12 protein-coding genes and 1 tRNA gene are annotated in these 16,689 nt (G+C 72.3%); 4 read left to right on the forward strand and 9 right to left on the reverse strand.

Translation table 11 applies throughout. The annotated features are described in order from the left end of the window. Window positions 1-22 precede the first annotated feature (22 nt). From ACZ6QO_RS19975 to lat, 3 genes are all read left to right on the forward strand, one after another. Entirely contained in the window at window positions 23-1,576 is a 1,554-nt protein-coding gene (locus ACZ6QO_RS19975) for a penicillin-binding transpeptidase domain-containing protein (RefSeq protein WP_465852626.1), read from the forward strand. A gap of 155 nt (window positions 1,577-1,731) precedes the next feature. Further along, on the forward strand, window positions 1,732-2,331 hold the full coding sequence (locus ACZ6QO_RS19980) for an HdeD family acid-resistance protein (RefSeq protein ID WP_465852628.1): 600 nt from the start codon (window positions 1,732-1,734) through the stop codon (window positions 2,329-2,331). Window positions 2,332-2,525: 194 nt separating this feature from the next. Continuing rightward, the gene (gene lat / locus ACZ6QO_RS19985) at window positions 2,526-3,824 is read left to right on the forward strand and encodes an L-lysine 6-transaminase (RefSeq protein ID WP_465852630.1); all 1,299 of its coding nucleotides are present in this window, start codon (window positions 2,526-2,528) and stop codon (window positions 3,822-3,824) included. A gap of 81 nt (window positions 3,825-3,905) precedes the next feature. Here lat and ACZ6QO_RS19990 read toward each other — a convergent pair whose 3' ends face one another. The 7 genes from ACZ6QO_RS19990 to ACZ6QO_RS20020 all read right to left on the reverse strand — a co-directional run bounded on the left by ACZ6QO_RS19990 (window position 3,906) and on the right by ACZ6QO_RS20020 (window position 10,643). Beyond that, complete coding sequence (locus ACZ6QO_RS19990) at window positions 3,906-4,148, reverse strand: helix-turn-helix domain-containing protein (protein WP_465852632.1); 243 nt, start codon at window positions 4,146-4,148, stop codon at window positions 3,906-3,908. 191 nt (window positions 4,149-4,339) lie between these two features. Continuing rightward, a tRNA-His gene (locus ACZ6QO_RS19995) sits at window positions 4,340-4,415 on the reverse strand. Window positions 4,416-4,486: 71 nt separating this feature from the next. Beyond that, the gene (gene orn, locus ACZ6QO_RS20000; RefSeq protein ID WP_465852634.1) at window positions 4,487-5,083 is read right to left on the reverse strand and encodes an oligoribonuclease; all 597 of its coding nucleotides are present in this window, start codon (window positions 5,081-5,083) and stop codon (window positions 4,487-4,489) included. 21 nt (window positions 5,084-5,104) lie between these two features. After that, window positions 5,105-6,577 carry a DUF2510 domain-containing protein gene (locus ACZ6QO_RS20005; RefSeq protein WP_465852636.1) on the reverse strand — a complete coding sequence of 491 codons (1,473 nt, stop codon included), beginning with the start codon at window positions 6,575-6,577 and terminating at the stop codon, window positions 5,105-5,107. A gap of 197 nt (window positions 6,578-6,774) precedes the next feature. After that, a complete protein-coding gene (locus ACZ6QO_RS20010; RefSeq protein ID WP_465852638.1) occupies window positions 6,775-8,190 on the reverse strand; it encodes a protein kinase family protein in 1,416 nt (471 codons plus the stop codon). Continuing rightward, window positions 8,191-9,831: a serine/threonine-protein kinase gene (locus ACZ6QO_RS20015; protein ID WP_465852640.1), complete on the reverse strand. Its 1,641-nt coding sequence runs from the start codon at window positions 9,829-9,831 to the stop codon at window positions 8,191-8,193. Window positions 9,832-9,992: 161 nt separating this feature from the next. Further along, window positions 9,993-10,643, reverse strand: a complete 651-nt coding sequence (locus tag ACZ6QO_RS20020) for a pyridoxamine 5'-phosphate oxidase family protein (protein ID WP_465852902.1) — start codon at window positions 10,641-10,643, stop codon at window positions 9,993-9,995. Window positions 10,644-10,709: 66 nt separating this feature from the next. Here ACZ6QO_RS20020 and pdxR point away from each other — a divergent pair, with 66 nt between their 5' ends. Continuing rightward, window positions 10,710-12,125 carry a MocR-like pyridoxine biosynthesis transcription factor PdxR gene (gene pdxR, locus ACZ6QO_RS20025; RefSeq protein WP_465852642.1) on the forward strand — a complete coding sequence of 472 codons (1,416 nt, stop codon included), beginning with the start codon at window positions 10,710-10,712 and terminating at the stop codon, window positions 12,123-12,125. A gap of 183 nt (window positions 12,126-12,308) precedes the next feature. On the opposite strand, the gene ACZ6QO_RS20030 is transcribed toward pdxR, so the two are convergent. Together ACZ6QO_RS20030 and ACZ6QO_RS20035 are read right to left on the reverse strand one after the other, a co-directional pair. Then, complete coding sequence (locus ACZ6QO_RS20030; RefSeq protein WP_465852644.1) at window positions 12,309-16,112, reverse strand: NACHT and WD repeat domain-containing protein; 3,804 nt, start codon at window positions 16,110-16,112, stop codon at window positions 12,309-12,311. After that, entirely contained in the window at window positions 16,109-16,525 is a 417-nt protein-coding gene (locus ACZ6QO_RS20035; RefSeq protein WP_465852645.1) for a hypothetical protein, read from the reverse strand. The genes ACZ6QO_RS20030 and ACZ6QO_RS20035 overlap by 4 nt, the downstream gene beginning before the upstream one ends. Window positions 16,526-16,689 lie beyond the last annotated feature (164 nt).

The raw sequence follows: 16,689 nt of genomic DNA on the forward strand, positions 1-16,689 counted from the left end.
CCGGCACCCTTGGGAGAACCGTATGCGCCGCCGAGGACTGTTCGCTCTCGTCGGGGTCAGTGTTGTCATCGTCGCGGCCTCCCTGGTGGCGCTGGTGCTGGACGCGCGCCGGGTCACCGGCACCCCTGAGCAGGCCGGGCGAGCCTACCTCGACGCCTGGGCGGCGCAGAACCTGCCCGAGATGCGCCGGCGGGTCGCGTCCCCGCCCGCCGACTTCATGGAGCGGCACCGGCGCCTCAGCTCCGACCTGCAGATCCTGTCGATCAAGCTGACGCCCGGGACGGTCGTGCCGCGCGGCGAACGGGCCGCCGACCTGCCGTTCGAAGGCGTGCGGCAGATCGGCGAGCTGGGGCAGTGGCGGTTCTCGTCGGTGCTGCACCTGGCGGTCAGGGACGGCGAGTGGAAGGTCGTCTGGACGCCGCAGACGCTCCAGCCCGGCGTCGCGGCGGACGAGCGGCCGCGGCTCACGGAGATCCCGGTGCCGGGCACCGAGCTGCGCACCCGGCAAGGCAGGCCGCTGCCGCACGCCAGCGGCGCCGAGAGCTACTTCAAGGACCTGGCCGGCAAGATCGACGACTTCGACGACGAACCTGCCACGGGATGGGCGATCGCGGTCGCCTCCGCCGCGGGGAAGACCAGGAACCTCGTGGTGTTCCGCCGGCCCACGGAGCGGACCTACCGTACGACGCTGGACTGGTGGACGCAGGCGGCGGCCGCCCGCGCGCTCGACGGCGTCGAGCGTCCCGCGGCCGTCGTCGCGGTCAGGCCGTCCACGGGCGAGGTGCTCGCCGTGGCCGACCGGCTGCCCGGCCAGGGCGCCTTCTACCAGCCCGCCCCGCCCGGCTCCACCTTCAAGATCATAACGGCGGCGGCGCTGCTCGGCGGCGGGCTGACCGCGGACACGCCGGTGCCGTGCCCGGCCAGGTACACCATCCCGAACGGGCGGACCTTCACCAACCATGACGAGGAGGACCACGGGACGGTCAGCCTCCGCGAGGCGTTCGCCCTGTCGTGCAACACCACGTTCGCCCGGCTCGCCGTCGAGCGACTGGGAGACGCGGCGCTGCGGCGTCAGGCGACGGAGCTGGGGTTCGGCGGCAACCTGAAATCGGGCGTCGGCGGGCTCTGCGGGACGATGCGCAAGGCCGGCGACGGCGACGAGCTGGGCGCCGACGCCATCGGGCAGAACTCGGTGCAGGCCACCCCGCTGTGCATGGCGCTCGTCGCCGCCGCGGTCCGCGACGGCACCTGGCGCCCGCCCCGGCTGATGTCGGAGAAGGCCGTGAAGCGCCTGGAGATCGACGGCCGTCCCAAGCCGAGGCGCCTGCCCGAGCCCGTCGTCGCGCAGTTGCGCTCGATGATGGCGGCGGTCGTGACGGACGGGACGGCGGCCGGGTCCGGCCTGCCCGGCGGGGTGTCGGGCAAGACCGGCACCGCGGAGACGGCGTCGGGCGGGGACCATTCGTGGTTCGTCGGCTACCGCGGCGACCTGGCGTTCGCCGTCTTCGTCGAGCACGGCGGCGCCGGGGCGGGCGCGGCGGCCACGGTGGCCGCCCGCTTCCTCGGCGCCCTGTGAGTCCAAGCCGCCGGCCGGCCTCGGACGGCAGCGTCCGGACTTCAGCCCATATAGGGGGACTTGCGGCGAGGTAGAGAGCTTTTGGCTCCTATTTGGTCTGTTACCAGGCACTTTCCGGATAGGAACGGAAGCGAAGCTCGATCGAGGAGAACGACATGTACGAGGTCAGCGGCGAGGCGGGTCGGCACGGCGCCGAGATGGGCCGGCAGTGGTGGGTGCCGGCGGTGCGCGGAGCGTGCGCGATCGTGTTCGGCATCCTGGCCGTCATCTGGCCGCTGATCACGCTGCTGACGCTGGTCGTCCTGTTCGGCGCCTACGCGATCATCAGCGGGGCGTTCTCCCTGTTCGGCGCCTTCCGCGGCGTCCATCCCCGCGACTCGCGCCTCTGGCTGGCCGTCTCGGGCGTCTTCGGCATCGTGGCCGGCCTCGTGGCCTGGGTCTGGCCGGGCATCACCGCGCTGGCGCTGCTCATGCTGATCGCCGCCTACGCGGTCGTCATCGGCGCGGCCGAAATCGTGGCGGCGGTCGCGCGCCGCAAGGCCGGTGACACCGACTGGGTCTACCTCGTCAGCGGCGCGCTCGCCGTGGTCTTCGGACTCCTGCTGTTCGTCTGGCCTGGCAGGGGCGCCCTCGCCCTGACCTGGCTGATCGGCCTGTTCGCCATCCTCTACGGCGCCTCGCTGCTGTTCCAGGCGTACCGCGTGCGCGAGACCGCGCGCAGGAGCGCCGCGGGCCCCGCCGCGCACGCCGTCTGAACGGCCACCGTTCGCCGGGCCGTCCCCCCCAGGTCCGTCCGCCGGACCGTCCCCTCGAGGTCCGGTCTGTTCGATCATGTGCGGGAAGAATCTGCGCGATAAGCCAGATCTACCGGAAAGCTTTCACATAATCATCGGCAGAGCCGGGAATGATCCTGCATATCACGGATTAGGTACCTCGAAGGGGAGGGCACATGAGCGTGCTCGACCGGCTGGCCCGCCACCTGCTCGTCGACGGCTACCGTCTCGAACTCGACCTCGACCGCAGCGGGGGGTCGTGGATCGTGGACGCCGCCACCGGCCGGCGCTACCTCGACTTCTACACCTTCTTCGCCTCCGCCCCGCTGGGCGTTAACCCGTTCGCCGACGATCCGGAGTTCATGGCCCTCCTCGGCCGGGTGGCCGCCAACAAACCGGCGAACTCCGACATGTACACCTCGCACCTCGCCGACTTCGCCGACACCTTCGCCCGCGTGCTCGGCGATCCCGAGCTTCCCCACCTCTTCTTCGTCGAAGGGGGCGCGCTCGCGGTGGAGAACGCCCTGAAGTGCGCGTTCGACTGGAAGAGCCGCCACAACGAGGCCCGGGGCCGCTCCCGCGAACTGGGCGGCAAGGTGCTGCACCTCACCCGCGCCTTCCACGGCCGCAGCGGGTACACGCTGTCGCTCACCAACACCGAGCCGGTCAAGACCGACCGCTTCCCGGTCTTCGACTGGCCGCGCGTCGAGGTGCCCGCGATCCACTTCGGCGACGTCGAGGCCGCGGAGGAGCGGGCGCTGGACCAGGCCCGGGCCGCCTTCGACCGACACCCGAACGACATCGCCTGCTTCATCGCCGAGCCCATCCAGGGCGAGGGCGGCGACAACCACATGCGGCCGGAGTTCCTGCAGGCCGTCCAGCGCCTGTGCCACGAGCGGGACGCGCTGTTCATCATGGACGAGGTGCAGACCGGGGGCGGGCTCACCGGCACGCCGTGGGCCTACCAGCAGCTCGGCCTGGCGCCCGACATCGTGGCCTTCGCCAAGAAGGTTCAGGTCGGCGGCATCATGGCCGGGCGCAGGGTGGACGAGGTGCCCGGCAACGTGTTCCAGGTGAGCGGGCGGATCAACTCCACCTGGGGCGGCGGGCTGGTCGACATGGTGCGCTCGCGCCGCATGCTGGAGATCATCGAGCGGGACGGGCTCATCGCGCGCGCCGCGGTGCTCGGCGAGACGCTGCTCGGCGGCCTGCGTGAGCTGGAGGCCGGCTTCCCCGGCCTGGTCGTCAACGCCCGGGGGCGGGGCCTGATGTGCGCCTTCGACGTCCTGGACGCCCGCGACCGGGTGGTGCGGGCCCTGCGCGACGACGAGGGAGTGCTCGTCCTGCCATGCGGGGAGCGGTCGGTGCGGCTTCGTCCCGCCCTGTCGGTCACCCCGGAGGAGATTTCGTACGGTCTGGCCGCGCTCGGCCGCGCGCTGACGGCCGTGCGGAAGGCTGTGGGCGTGCCTGCCTGACCGCCGGGCTCATCGCCCACCGGTCTCCTTGACGTCGGACCGTCTCGGACCGTCCCCCTGGCCGGCGCGCCGCCGGCCGTGTCAGGGGTGCGCCCTGCCGGAGGAGCCGTCCTTCCACAGGCCGATCGCCGTCATGCGGCAGTCGGCCCCGAGCTTGGAGTAGATGCGGTTCACGTGGTTCTTGACGGTCTTCTCGCTGAGGAACAGCCGCTGGGCGATCTCACCGTTGGAGTGGCCCGTCGCGATCAGCTCCATCACCTCGGCCTCGCGTTTGCTCAGCTCGGTGTGCGCGTGCTCGTTGTAAGTGGCGTCATCGACACTCATCCGGCCTCCGTGGCACGAATCATTGTCAGATCGCCGAGCCCCCCGCGCTGGCGGTGTAGCGGTTTTTTGCGAGCATAGCCCGCCGTCGCGGCCTTTGGGGGCCAGCCAGTCCGAGAAAAGCTCACTTTCCGCGAAAGCGCACGGAGCAGAAAAGCGCGATGGCCGGTCCGTGAGGACCGGCCATCGACCGCTGGGGTGAGTGATGGGACTTGAACCCACGACATCCAGGACCACAACCTGGCGCTCTGCCAACTGAGCTACACCCACCATGTCCGCGGTCATCACCGCGGCACAGGAAAAGTGTAGCGGTCTTTGGGAGCTCCTGGTGCCGCGCCGCGTCAAGATCCGGTTATGGCCTCGGCCACCTCACGTGCGGTGGCGCTGTCGGGGCCGGGCTGCGGCACGAAGACGGCGGCGCGGTAGTAGCGCATCTCCTGCACGCTCTCGGTGATGTCGGCCAGCGCCCGGTGGCCGCCCTGCTTGGCCGGAGAGGCGAAGTAGACCCGGGGGTACCAGCGGCGGACCAGCTCCTTCACCGAGGAGACGTCCACCATGCGGTAGTGCAGGTAGGCATCGACGGCCGGCATGTCGCGCGCGATGAACGAGCGGTCGGTGGAGATGGAGTTGCCGCACAGCGGCGCCTTCTTGGGCTCGGGCACATGCCGCCGGATGTACTCGAGAACCATCGACTCGGCCTCGGCGAGCGTCACGCCGTCCCCCAGGGCGCTGAGCAGGCCGGAGGAGGTGTGCATCTGCCGCACGACCTCCGACATCTGCTCAAGCGACTCCTGTGGCGGCTTGATGACGACGTCGATGCCCTCGTCGAGCTGGTTCAGCTCGCCGTCGGTCACGACGCACGCGACCTCCACGAGCGCGTCACGGCCGAGATCGAGCCCGGTCATCTCACAGTCGATCCAGACCAACAGGTCACTCATAAGGCACAGCGTAGTGCCCGCTCACGAGGCCTTGAGAGAGTCCAGTACGCGACCGATCGTTGAAGTGTCCATATTGTCGGGTACGGAGGCGTAAAGAACGGAAGGTCGCTCCTTGTCCTGGTCGACGACCACGATCATTCCGCGCTCCTTCTTGAACTTCCAGCCCGCCTTCTTGGCCTCGGCGGTGAAGTCCAGCTCGAACTCCAGCACCCAGGCCTTCTTGCCGCTCACCTCGATGGCCTCGTCCCTGAGGGTCTTGTTCTTGTGGGGCGGGCTGTAGAAGGTCCGCTCGTAGACCTTGAAGAAGGTGGCGGCCACCTTGCCCAGGTCATCGGGGCCGTTGTACTGGAAGACCTCCGGCAGCCTGCACGCCGTCACGGTGCCCACCCAGTCGTGGCCCTGGCCGTCGTAGTTCTTCTGCGACAGCCCCTGGTAGCCGCTGGTCCACAGCGGGAAGCGCGGGTCGGGCCGGCCGGTGCCGTTCAGCACCGACCACGGCGGCACCGCCCACGCGTCGCCGCCGTACTTGTAGGAAAGGCCCGCGCGCGGGTCGGTGATGCGGCCGTCCTCGACCTGGGGCACCTCGGCCGGGAAGTCCGTGACGCTCGGCTCCGGGGTCGGGGTGTCCAGCGGAGGGGTGATCTGCGGGTCGGCAGGCTCGGACGACGCGCTCGGCAGGGGCGTGCCCGCCGCCGACGGCGTGGTGGCGCGGTTGGCGAGGGTGAACGCGATCACCACGGCCACGACCACGAGAATCGCGACGGCGCCGCCGCCCAGCACCCACGGCAGGGGGCTCTTCTTCCGCGGCGGAGGCCCCTGGGGGCCGAACTCCGGCACCGGCATCTGGGCCGTGCCGCCGGGGACGCCCCACTGCTGCTGCCCCCCCGGGCCGCCGTACCCGCCGGGCTGCCCGTACGGTCCGCCCGGCTGGCCGTAGGCGCTCGTGGGCTGGCCGAACTGGCCCGTCGGCTGACCGGGCCCGCCGTACTGCTGCCCGCCGCCGGGCGGGGCGAACTGGCCCGGCTGCTGGTGGGCGCCGGTGCCCTGCTGCCCGCCCGCACCGGGTGACGCCGCCCCCTGCGGGTACGGACCCGTGCCCTGCTGCGGGTACGGACCCGTGCCCCCGGGCTGCGACTGCGGCCCGGTGCCCTGCGGCTGCGGGTAAGGGCCGGTGCCCGGCTGCTGCGGGCCCGTGCCGGGCTGAGGCGGCTGCCCCATGCCGGGCTGGGGATGCTGCCCCGTTCCCTGCGCGCCCGCCTGCTGTGACCCGGCGCCCGCCTGCGGCGGCGCGTCCTGCGGGGTCTCGGAGCCCTGCTGGGACCCTCCGGTCTGGGATGCGCCCTCCGGCCGGCTCCACTGGCCGGTCGTCACCGGGGCCTGGCCTGAGGAGGCCTCCAGAGGATGGGTGGCGTCGGTCCATTGCGTGCCATCCCACCACCGAAGTTGGGGAGATCCGTATGGGTCCGGGTACCAGCCGGCGGGGGTCTGCGTCATGTCGTCAGAATAGTGACATCCCAGTTATTGCGCGCATTTGGCGAGCGATCTGATGCCGGCTCCACGAACGTTCCCCGGGCCGCCCTGCGCGCCTGTCCCACGCGCCGTACGACGGCGCCGCCATCGCCGCATCCTGCCCACCCCACGGCGCCTGCGCCGGTCACCTCCCGGCACCACATGGGTGCCGGTGGCGGTCGTCAGCACTTGTAGGTGAAGGTGGCGGCGTCTTCGAGGGGCGTGCCCGGGGCGGCGAGCGGGGACAGCACGCGGAGCCGGGCGGTCAGCTTGCGCGTTCCGCGGCCGCTCACGTCCCATTCGAGGGTGACCTCGTGCTTGGACCGCCCGGACGGCACGGTGTCGATGTGCTTGATCGGCTTCTGCCTGGTCAGCACCCATTCGTAGGAGACCTGGCCGGCCGACCCGTTGGTGGTGATCACTCCGGTGACGTTCACGGTGGTGTCGCACCCGGCGGCCTTCGGCTGCTTGACGTTGATCGCCGTCACCGTCAGCGGCGCGGGGCGCTGGAACCACAGGAAGGCCGCGACCAGCAGGATCAGCGCGAACAGCACGCCGGAACCGAGAACGCCGCCGCGGCGGCGCCGCCGGGGCGCGGCGCCCGCCAGTCGCTCCTTGGCCGGGACGGTGTGCTGCTCGCGTCCGGCCCGCCAGATCTGCGCGGCCGTCGTGTCCACCGGCACGCCGGGGCCGAACCGCATCTCGCCGCCTCCCGCCGGGGCGGTGGCGGCCGCGGCGGGCGCCTGCCCCGCGTGGACGGGCGGCTCACCGGCGCCGGGCGAGTACAGCAGGGTGACGACCTCGCCGGTGTCCGCGCCGTGCGCCGCCTGCGGCAGGTGTGGCGGCCGCTGGGTCGGGACGGCGCTCGCCGACCACCACTGGATCGTCCGGACGAGCCGCTCGCGGGTGGCGAACCCGGAGGGCAGCAGGTCGCGCCCGTTGACCAGGGCTTCCCTGGCGGCGCCCAGGCCGTGGGTGGTCGCGGTGGCCGCCGCCCGGTCGAACAGCCGCGCGGCCTCGGGGTCGTCCGCCGCCCACGCCGCCGCCAGCCCGCGCGACAGCGACGCCCAGGCGGAAAGGTCGCGCTCGACGGTGGCGGGCAGGCCGCGCAGCGCCGGGGCCAGGCCGCGCTCGGCCAGCAGCGCCGTGCCCTCGTCGGTGATCACCACCGTGCCCGCGTGCAGGGCGCCGTGGACCAGGCCCGCCGCGTGCACGGCCAGCAGGGTCTGCGCCGTCTCGACCAGGATGGTGGCCGCGCTCCCCGCGTCCGGCGCGGGGGCCGTGGACGGTCCCGTCATCAGCTCCGCCAGCGACGGCGTGCCCGGACGCGCGGTCAGCAGCCACACCTGCCCCCGGGCGGCCACCAGGTCGGCGATCGGCATCAGCCCGGTGACGCCGCCGCGGGTCAGGCGCCGGTCGGCGGTCACCTCGGCGACGACCCGGTCGCGGGCCCCGGCGTCCGCCAGGGCCCCCGGATCGATCCAGAGCACGCCGCCGCGGCCGCCGTCAGGCGCCAGCGCGTCGCTCCAGGTGCCGGTCTCACCCGCGCGGGAACGGCCCGTCAGCCGGTACCCCGCGATGCTCTCGCCATCTGGCATCTACCGCCGCCTCCGGTGCCGTCCCGCCATGCGCTGTCTGAGGACAAGTGTGGCGGGAACCGCCCCGGTCGTCACCAGGCCGAGCGCCAGCAGGCCCGCCGGGCCCCGATCGGGCGTCGTCTCGGGGGACGGAGTGTCGCCGATCTCCCCCCTCGGCGAACTCGGAGAGGGGGTGGGGACCGTGCGCGTGGGCTCGGGCGTCGGCTCCGGCGGGTTCTCGGTGGGCCTGGGCGTCGGGGTGGGCCTCGGCCTGCCGGAGGGCAGCGTGTCGTCCACCTTGGGGTCGGTGGTGTCGTCGTCGGACGCCGTCGGCGAGGGGGAGGGCTTGGCGGACTTGGTCGCCTTCTTGCTGGTGGTGGGCTTCGGCGAGGGCTTCTTCGAGGTCTTGGTGGCGGTGGGCCGCGGGGCCGTCGAAGGCACCGCGGCCGCGGTGTTGCCGGGCGGCTCGGCCGTCGGTTCGGCCGACGGGCTCTCCTCCTCCTTCGTCGGCTCCTCGGAGGGCTCCTCCGTGGGCGACTCGGCGATGGCGGGCTCGGGCGAGCTTGAGGAGGTGTCCGGCGCGGCGGCCGACGGGGTGGTGGTCGTCGTCTGCGCCTGCAGGGTGCTGTCGCCCATCGAGCCGACCAGGACGGCGCCGATCGCCGAGACGACCGCCAGGCCCACGGCGCCCACCACGAGCTTGACGCTGAGCTTGCTCAGGCCGCGGCGGACGCCGCCGAGCTCGGTCTCCCCCAGCGAGGTGCTGGCGCCGGGCAGCTCGTCCCCCAGCGGGAACAGCAGGGCCAGCAGCCCGGCCAGCGCGGCCAGGCGGCGGCGTCCCCGGTCCTCCCAGTCGGGCCCGTACGCCTGGAGGGCGACCTCCTCCAGCTCGGCCAGGAACGCGTCGGCGGTGGCGGGCCGGTCGGCGGCGCGCTTGGCCATGCCGCGCTCGATGAGCCCGCGCAGCGGCGCGGGCACCTGCTCGACCGGCGGAGGCATCGACTGGTGCTGCCGCGCCAGCGCCGCCATGTTGCGCGACTGGAACGGCCGGGTGCCGGTGAGGCACTCGAAGAACACGATGGTCGCGGCGTACACGTCGGTGCTCGGGCCGGCGGGGGCGCCCGCCCACTGCTCGGGCGCCATGTACGGAGGCGTGCCCGCGCCGCTGACCCCGTCTCCGGAGCGCACCGCGATGCCGAAGTCGATGAGCTTGCTGTCGCCGCCGCCTTCGATGACGACGTTCTCGGGCTTGAAGTCGCGGTGCACGACCCCGCTGGCGTGCGCGGCCGCCAGGCCGAGCAGCGAGCCCTTGAGCAGCACGAGCGCCGCCTCGGCGCCGGTCGGCCCCTCAGAGCGCAGCATCGCGCGCAACGAGACGCCGTTCACCAGCTCCATGACGATGGCGGCGCCACCGGGATGCTCGATGTACTCGTAGAACCGCGCGGCGTGCGGGCTGTCCATCAGCTCCAGCAGCCGCGCCTCGTGGCGGAAGCGGACGACGAATCCCGGATCGGCGCAGAGCTCGTCGGACAGATATTTGATCGCGACGTAAGTCTGGTCGGCGTCGTGACGCGCCATGACGACACGTCCTGATCCGCCGCTGCCGAGGTCACGGACCTCGGTATATCCGGGGACTCGCCATGCCCCGCTCAGGCCGTCCATGCGGTCTCCTTATGTGGCCGGGCCCCCACCCATGACGCGACAACGAAGCCTAATGGCGGCGTAGCTTATCTGTGATGTTTAAATAGATATTTGCTATATAGTCGGCGCCGTTGTCAGTTTCCGGCCGCACTCGGGTCCCCGTCGCCGGCCGTCACGCGAGGTCATTCGGCGAGGCCGGGCCGCCCCCTTCCGGCGATGTGCGCCGGCACCGGCGTCCCGGACGCGAGCGCGGGGTCGGGCTCGGGGGCGCCCCAGCTCGCCCGCAGCGGCAGCACGCCGGCCCAGACCGGCAGGGCGTAGTCCTCCTCGTCGTCCACGGGCGGCCCCTGGCGCACCTTCACCGACGCCTCCGCCAGCGACAGCGCCACGACCTCGGTGGCCGCCAGCTCCTTGCGGTCCGGCGGACGCGTGGCCTCCCACTGACCGGGCGCCAGGTTCTCGGTGATCGCGCGCAGCCCCGCGAGCCGCTCGCCCGGGTCCTCGACGATCCGCGGGGTGCCGTAGACCATCGCCGAACGGTAGTTCACCGAGTGGTGGAACACCGAGCGCGCGAGCACGACGCCGTCCAGGTGGGTGACGGTCACGCAGATCTCCCCGCCCGCGTGCAGCGAGGTCGCGCCGGTGGATCCGTGCAGGTAGAGAGTGTCGTCGATGCGGCCGTACCCGGTGGGGACCACCATGGGCGAGCCGTCCACCACCACGCCCACGTGGCAGATCAGCCCGGCGTCGAGGACGGCGTACAGCTCGGAACGGTCGGTGCGGACGCGCTTCTTTCCGCGCCTGAGGGCGGTGCGAGGAGTCGAGGACAGCATGCCGCTACCGTACGGAGAAGTGGACTGGTAGTGCAGATCCACTGTCGCCTCATTCCAGGAGACCACTTGCCCGCCCATGTCGACCTTCCCCTCACCCTCGACCGGGAGGCGCCCGTCCCGCTCACGGTGCAGCTCGGCGACCAGCTCCGCGCGGGCATGCGCGCGGGCACGCTCAGGGCGGGGGAGCGCCTGCCCTCCAGCCGGGCCCTCGCGCGGGTGCTCGGCGTGTCACGAACGGTCGTCACAGAGGCGTTCCAGCAGCTCTACGCCGAGGGATGGCTGGAAGGCCGGCACGGTTCCGGCACCTACGTGGCCGACCTGCCCGGCTTCGCGCGTCCGGACGGCGCCGCCGGCCACGAGCCGGCGGCGCGGGAGGGGCCCGGCGAGGGGGACACGGTGTTCGCCCCCGACGACGCGCCGCGTCCCGCCGCCGGGGTGATCGACCTGCGGCCGGGGCGGCCGTGGGTGCTCGACTACGACCGGGCCGCGTGGCGCCGGGCGTGGCGCGCGGCCGCGGACCGGCCGCCCATGGACGTCATCGACCCGTACGGGCACCACCGCCTGCGGGAACTGCTGGCCGGCCACCTGCGCAGGGCGCGCGGCGTCCCGGTGGGAGCGGAGAACGTGATGGTCACCCGGGGCACCGGCCACGGGCTCGACCTGCTCGCCGCGGCGCTGCTGCGGCCCGGCGACCCGGCCGGGATCGAAGAGCCCGGATACGGCAAGGCGCGCAACATCATGGCCGCCCGCGGCGGCCGCATCGTCCCCTGCCCGGTGGACGAGCAGGGCGTGCTGCCCGGCGACCTGCCCGGCGACCTGCGCCTGCTCTACACCACCCCCGCGCACCAGTATCCGCTCGGCGGCAGGCTGCCCATCCCGCGCAGGGAGCGGCTGCTCGCCTGGGCCCGCCGCACCGGCGCCACCGTGGTCGAGGACGACTACGACGCCGAGTTCCGCTACGACGTGGCGCCGCTCCCGGCCCTGTACGGGCTGGACCCCGAACGGGTGGTCCTGCTCGGCACGCTGTCGAAGTCGCTCGCCCCCGACGTCGGCATCGGCTGGCTGGTGGCGACGCCGGCCCTGCTCAGGGACATCGCCCGCGTGCGCGTGGCGCTGGCCGACCGCACCTCCGGCCCGTTGCAGGAGGCCGTCTCGGCGCTGATCGAGCGCGGCGACCTGGACCGCCATCTGCGGCGGGCGCGCCTGACCTACGCGCGCCGCCGCGCCGCCGTCGTCGAGATCCTCGGCGACCGGGTCAGCGGCGACTCCGCCGGCCTGCACGTCGTCCTTCCCCTGCCCGCCGGGTCGGCCGACCGGCTGGTCGCCGCGGCCGCGCGGCACGGGGTGCTGCTGGACACGACGGCGCGGCACCACCACGGCCCGGTACGCCACCACGGGGTGGTCCTCGGATACGGCTCCGCGTCCACCGCCGACGTGCGCAAGGGTTGCGCCGTCATCGCAACCCTGCTCGCCACCGACTGACCGGAGCGGATCGCCGGCGGCCGTCACGGCCCTCGTGCGCCCAGCGGCCGGTCACCGCGTGGCCGCCGCACGCAGACCGCAGATCTTGTGATGTGGATCGCGGCCCGCGCCGGGAAGAAGATCGTCTGCCGCACGGGACGCCGCAGGGAACAAGGCGCCGTCCGCTCGTGTCAACGGCTCCGCTCAGCGTGCGAGGACGCGCGCGCACACTTGCGTGTAGGGCTCAGCAAGGCTCTGTTGCCGCCACTCCTCTCGGGTCAGGGAGCGGCCGGCCGCGGCACAAACGGCCGGGAACACATCATGTTCCGCCGTGTACGCGACGCCCCACAGCCGCACCTCCTTGTAGCCGGCGCTGGCCAGGGTGCGGCCGTCGGGGCTGAACGCCACCGCGAGAACGGATGCGGTGTGGCCGGTGAGCGAGGTTCCGAGCTGGCGGTGGGTCGATACGTCCCACAACCGCACGGTCTCGTCAAATCCGGCGCTGGCGAGGGTCCGGCCGTCGGGGCTGAACGCCACCGCGTAGACGTGCCCGATGTGGCCGGTGATGGGAGCGCCGATCTGGCGGTGGGTGGACACCTCCCACAGCCGTATGGTCCCGTCACGGCCGGCGCTGGCGAGGGTCCGGCCGTCGGGGCTGAACGTCACCGCGTGGACCTCTGCCGTGTGGCCGGTGAGGGGGACGCCGCTCTGGCGGTGGGCGGGCACATCCCACAGCAGCACTTTGTCCTCCTTCCCGGCAGAGACGGCGGTGGCCAGGGTCCGGCCGTCGGGGCTGAACGCCATCGCACGGGCATGGCTGGGGAGGGGTGCGCCGATCTGGCGGTCGGTTCGCACGTCCCACAGCCGCACCACCTTCTCCTCCTCCCAGTCGTCCTCGACGGTGGCCAGGGTCCGGCCGTCCGGACTGAACGCCACCACCTCGACGTTTCCGGTGTGGCCGGCGGAGGGGGCGCCGATCTGGCGGTGGGTGGACACCTCCCACAGCCGCAGTTTGTCGTCATCCGAGTTGTGGACGGCGGTCGTCAGGGTCCGGCCGTCCGGGCTGAAGGCCACGGCCTGGAGGATCCCGGTGTGGCCCGTGAGGGGCGCGCCGATCTGACGGTTGGTTCGCACGTCCCACAGCCGCACCTTCTTGTCGTCGCCGCCGCTGGCCAGGGTCCGGCCGTCGGGGCTGAACGCCACCACCTCGACGTTTCCGGTGTGGCTGGTGAGGGGGGCGCCGATCTGGCGGTGGGTGGACACGTCCCACAGCCGTACGTCCCCGTGGCCGGCGGTGGCCAGGGCGCGGCCGTCGGGGCTGAACGCCACCGCCGTGATGTCGCTGGTGTGGCCGGTGAGGGGGGCGCCTGTCTGGCGGTGGGTCCGAACGTCCCACAGCCGCACCGTCTGATCGAAGCCGGCGCTGGCCAGGGTCTGGCCGTGAGGGCTGAACGCCACCGCGTAGACGCCCCCGTCGTGGCCGGTGAGGGGCGTGCCGATCTGGCGGTGGGTTCGCACGTCCCACAGCCGCACCACGCTGTCCGTGTTGTTCGGCAGGTTCGTATGGCCGCCGGCGCTGGCCAGGGTCAGGTTGTCGGGGCTGAAGGCCACCGCGTAGATGTTTCCGGTGTGGCCGGTGAGAGGCGCGCCGATCTGATGGTGCGTCTTCACGTCCCACAGCCGCACCGTATGGTCCCGGTCGCTCGCATCGCCATCGGCGGTGGCCAGGGTCCGGCCGTCGGGGCTGAACGCCACCGCCGTGATGTCGCTGGTGTGGCCGGTGAGGGGGGCGCCTGTCTGACGACCGGTTCGCACGTCCCACAGCCGCACCTTCTTGTCGTCCCCGGCGGTGGCCAGGGTCCGGCCGTCGGGGCTGAAGGCCACCGCCTCGACGGTCCCGGCGCGGCCCGTGAGGGGCGCGCCGACCTGGCTGTGGGCGGCCACGTTCCACAGCCGCACTGTTCCCCTGTGGTCGGCGCTGGCGAGGGTCCGGCCGTCGGGGCTGAACGCCACCGCGTAGACCTTTCCCGTGTGGCCGGTGAGGGGGGCGCCGATCGGACGGTGGGTTCGCGCGTCCCACAGCCGCACCTTCTTGTCGTCCCCGGCGGTGGCCAGGGTCCGGCCGTCGGGGCTGAAGGCCACCGCTCTGGCAAAGCCGGTGTGGGCGCTGAGAGCACCCCGCGCCGGATTGATGAGCGCGGTGAGCATGCTGTGGCGGGCGTCGCCCGTGGGAGAGAAATGCCAGGCGGTCGCGGCGAGTGCCTGGGCCTGGGCGGAGTCGAAGTCGCCGAGGCTCTCGCTTCGTGCGGCGAGCTGGCGGGACACGGCCTGGCGGCCGCCGATCTCAGCGATGGCCTGCTGTTCGCGGGCGTTCATGGCGGCGATGACGGCGGCCCCGGCTCCCACCAGGGACGCGATCACGAGAGTGACCAAGGTGACGAAGGTCGTCCGGCGTCGCAGCGCCAGGCGCTGAGCCGCCTGATCGCCGGCGCGCAAGAATTCACGGGCCGTCTCTCCCATGACCGGACGGTCGGCTGGACTCTCCCCCCAGCGCACGCGCGCGGGGCCGATGGCGTCCAGACGGGTGCTGCTGTACAGGTAGCCGGGCTGCCGGTTGTGGCGCTTCCAGCGGGCGGCGTCTTCCGCCACCTGCTGCATCGTCAACAGGTCCGCGCGGTCGGCGTCGATCCAGGCGCGCAGCCGGGGCCAGGCGCGGATCAACGCCTCGTGGGTGATCTGGACGGTGTCCTGGTCCTGGGTGAGCAGACGGCTCTGGGTGAAGGCGTCCAGCACCGCGACGACCGCATCGGTGTTCGAACCCTCACCGAGGAGCTCTGAGCGGGCCACCGGACGCCGGGTGTCCTCGACGCCGTCGCCGATGGTGACCAACCGGAGGAAACAGGTCCGAGCCGTCTGTTGCACCGCCGAATCCAAGCCGGAGAAGATGCGGTCCGCCGTGGTCGCCACCGCGCGATGGATGCCGCCGGTGACGCGGTAGCCGTCGACGGTCAGCGTGTGGCCGTGCCGCTGCCGCCAGATGGATCGCAAGGCGTGGGCCAACAGCGGAAGACGCCCGGCCTCGTATCCCCCGCCGCCGGTCGCGGTCCCCAGGTCGCTCAACAGAAGCTCGACCAGACCCGGCTCGACCTGCAGGCCCACGTCCTCGGCCGGGAAGAGGATCGCCTGCCGTAGTTCCGTGTGCGACATCGGCCCGACGAACACCTGGCCGTCCTGCAGCGCGGACCGCAGTCGCGGATGACCGGCGCATGGTGTGTAGAAGTCCGAGCGCAGGCCGTAGACGACCAGCGCGGCCGGTCGTTCTCCGTTGGGCCCTGTGTCGGCCAGGCGGGAAACCAACTCGACGAAGCGGTGCCGCTCATCCTCGTCCGAACATTGGGTGAACAGCTCTTCGAACTGATCGACGATCACGACCACGCGGGAGTCGGCCATGTCCTGATCGCCGACCGCGGTGCGTAGTGCCTCGTTCACCATCACCGCGCATCGGTCCGGGCCGGCCGCCACCGCCTCGGCCGCCCGCTCCGGCCCGATGCCGGCGATCGCCGCCAGGCGTGCGGTGAAGACCGCCACAGGGTGAGCGGTCGGGGTGAACAGTAATTGCGGCCAATGCCGCGATCCCGGAAGAGCGCCGTCCTTCAACGCAGGCGCCAAGCCGGCCCTCAGCAGCGACGACTTACCCGCCCCCGAGGGAGCCACCACCATCAGGGGACCGCCTTGTCGCAGGCGGTCGTCCAGGCGAGCGGTCAGCTCCGCGAGCAGTTGGTCCCGGCCGAAGAACCAGCGGGTCTGCTCAGGACCGAACGCGGCCAATCCCGGATACGGGCATTGGTCCACCACCTGGCCCGCCTCGGTGCGCCGCCGTCGGCGAACACCGTCCTGATAGTAGAAATGCTGGTCACGGCCTGCTTGATAGATTCGGCCCCCACCAGAGACCTCGGCCTGAAGCCGAGTTCGCTCCCCATCAGGCGGTTGCTCGGCGTGTCGGTTCAACTCTCGTTGATGTGCTGATCACGGCCCGCCTGGAAGACCCGTCCGTGTCCGGACGCCGTGGCCGTCATCTTGAGATCGTGGATGTGGGTTTGCTCCGCCTTGGGGAGCAGAGGGGCGAGTTCCTCGTCCAGGATCCGTCGTAGTTCATCACCGAGCATCGGGTCGGCGGCGAGCAGCCGCCGCAGCCGCCGCTGCCAGTCGCCGACCAGCTCCTGCTCGGCCTGCCGGTCGCCGGCCTCCCGTGCGGTCAGCAGCTCGGTGCGCGCCTCCGCCAGCTCGGCCTCGATCGCCGGCACCCGCTCGGGATGCACCCGCCGCCACAAGGACACCACCGCCGACCGCGCCTGCTCCCATCCGTCGGTGGCCATCGCCGTCACCAACGCCGTCCCGGCGGCCAGCACCAAGGGATCCACACATGCCTCCCAGACTCCCCGTCACCGACACCGATCCGCGTACCGACAAAGCCCTGCGAACAACGTCTCACTCCCCAGGCGACACCTCAAGCACCAATATCCGGCACCGGGGACGGCGCGGTTCCCGGCCCTGCCCCGTTATCGGTGGTGAGCCGATCGACGGG

This window comes from Sphaerisporangium sp. NPDC049457, from assembly GCF_055586705.1.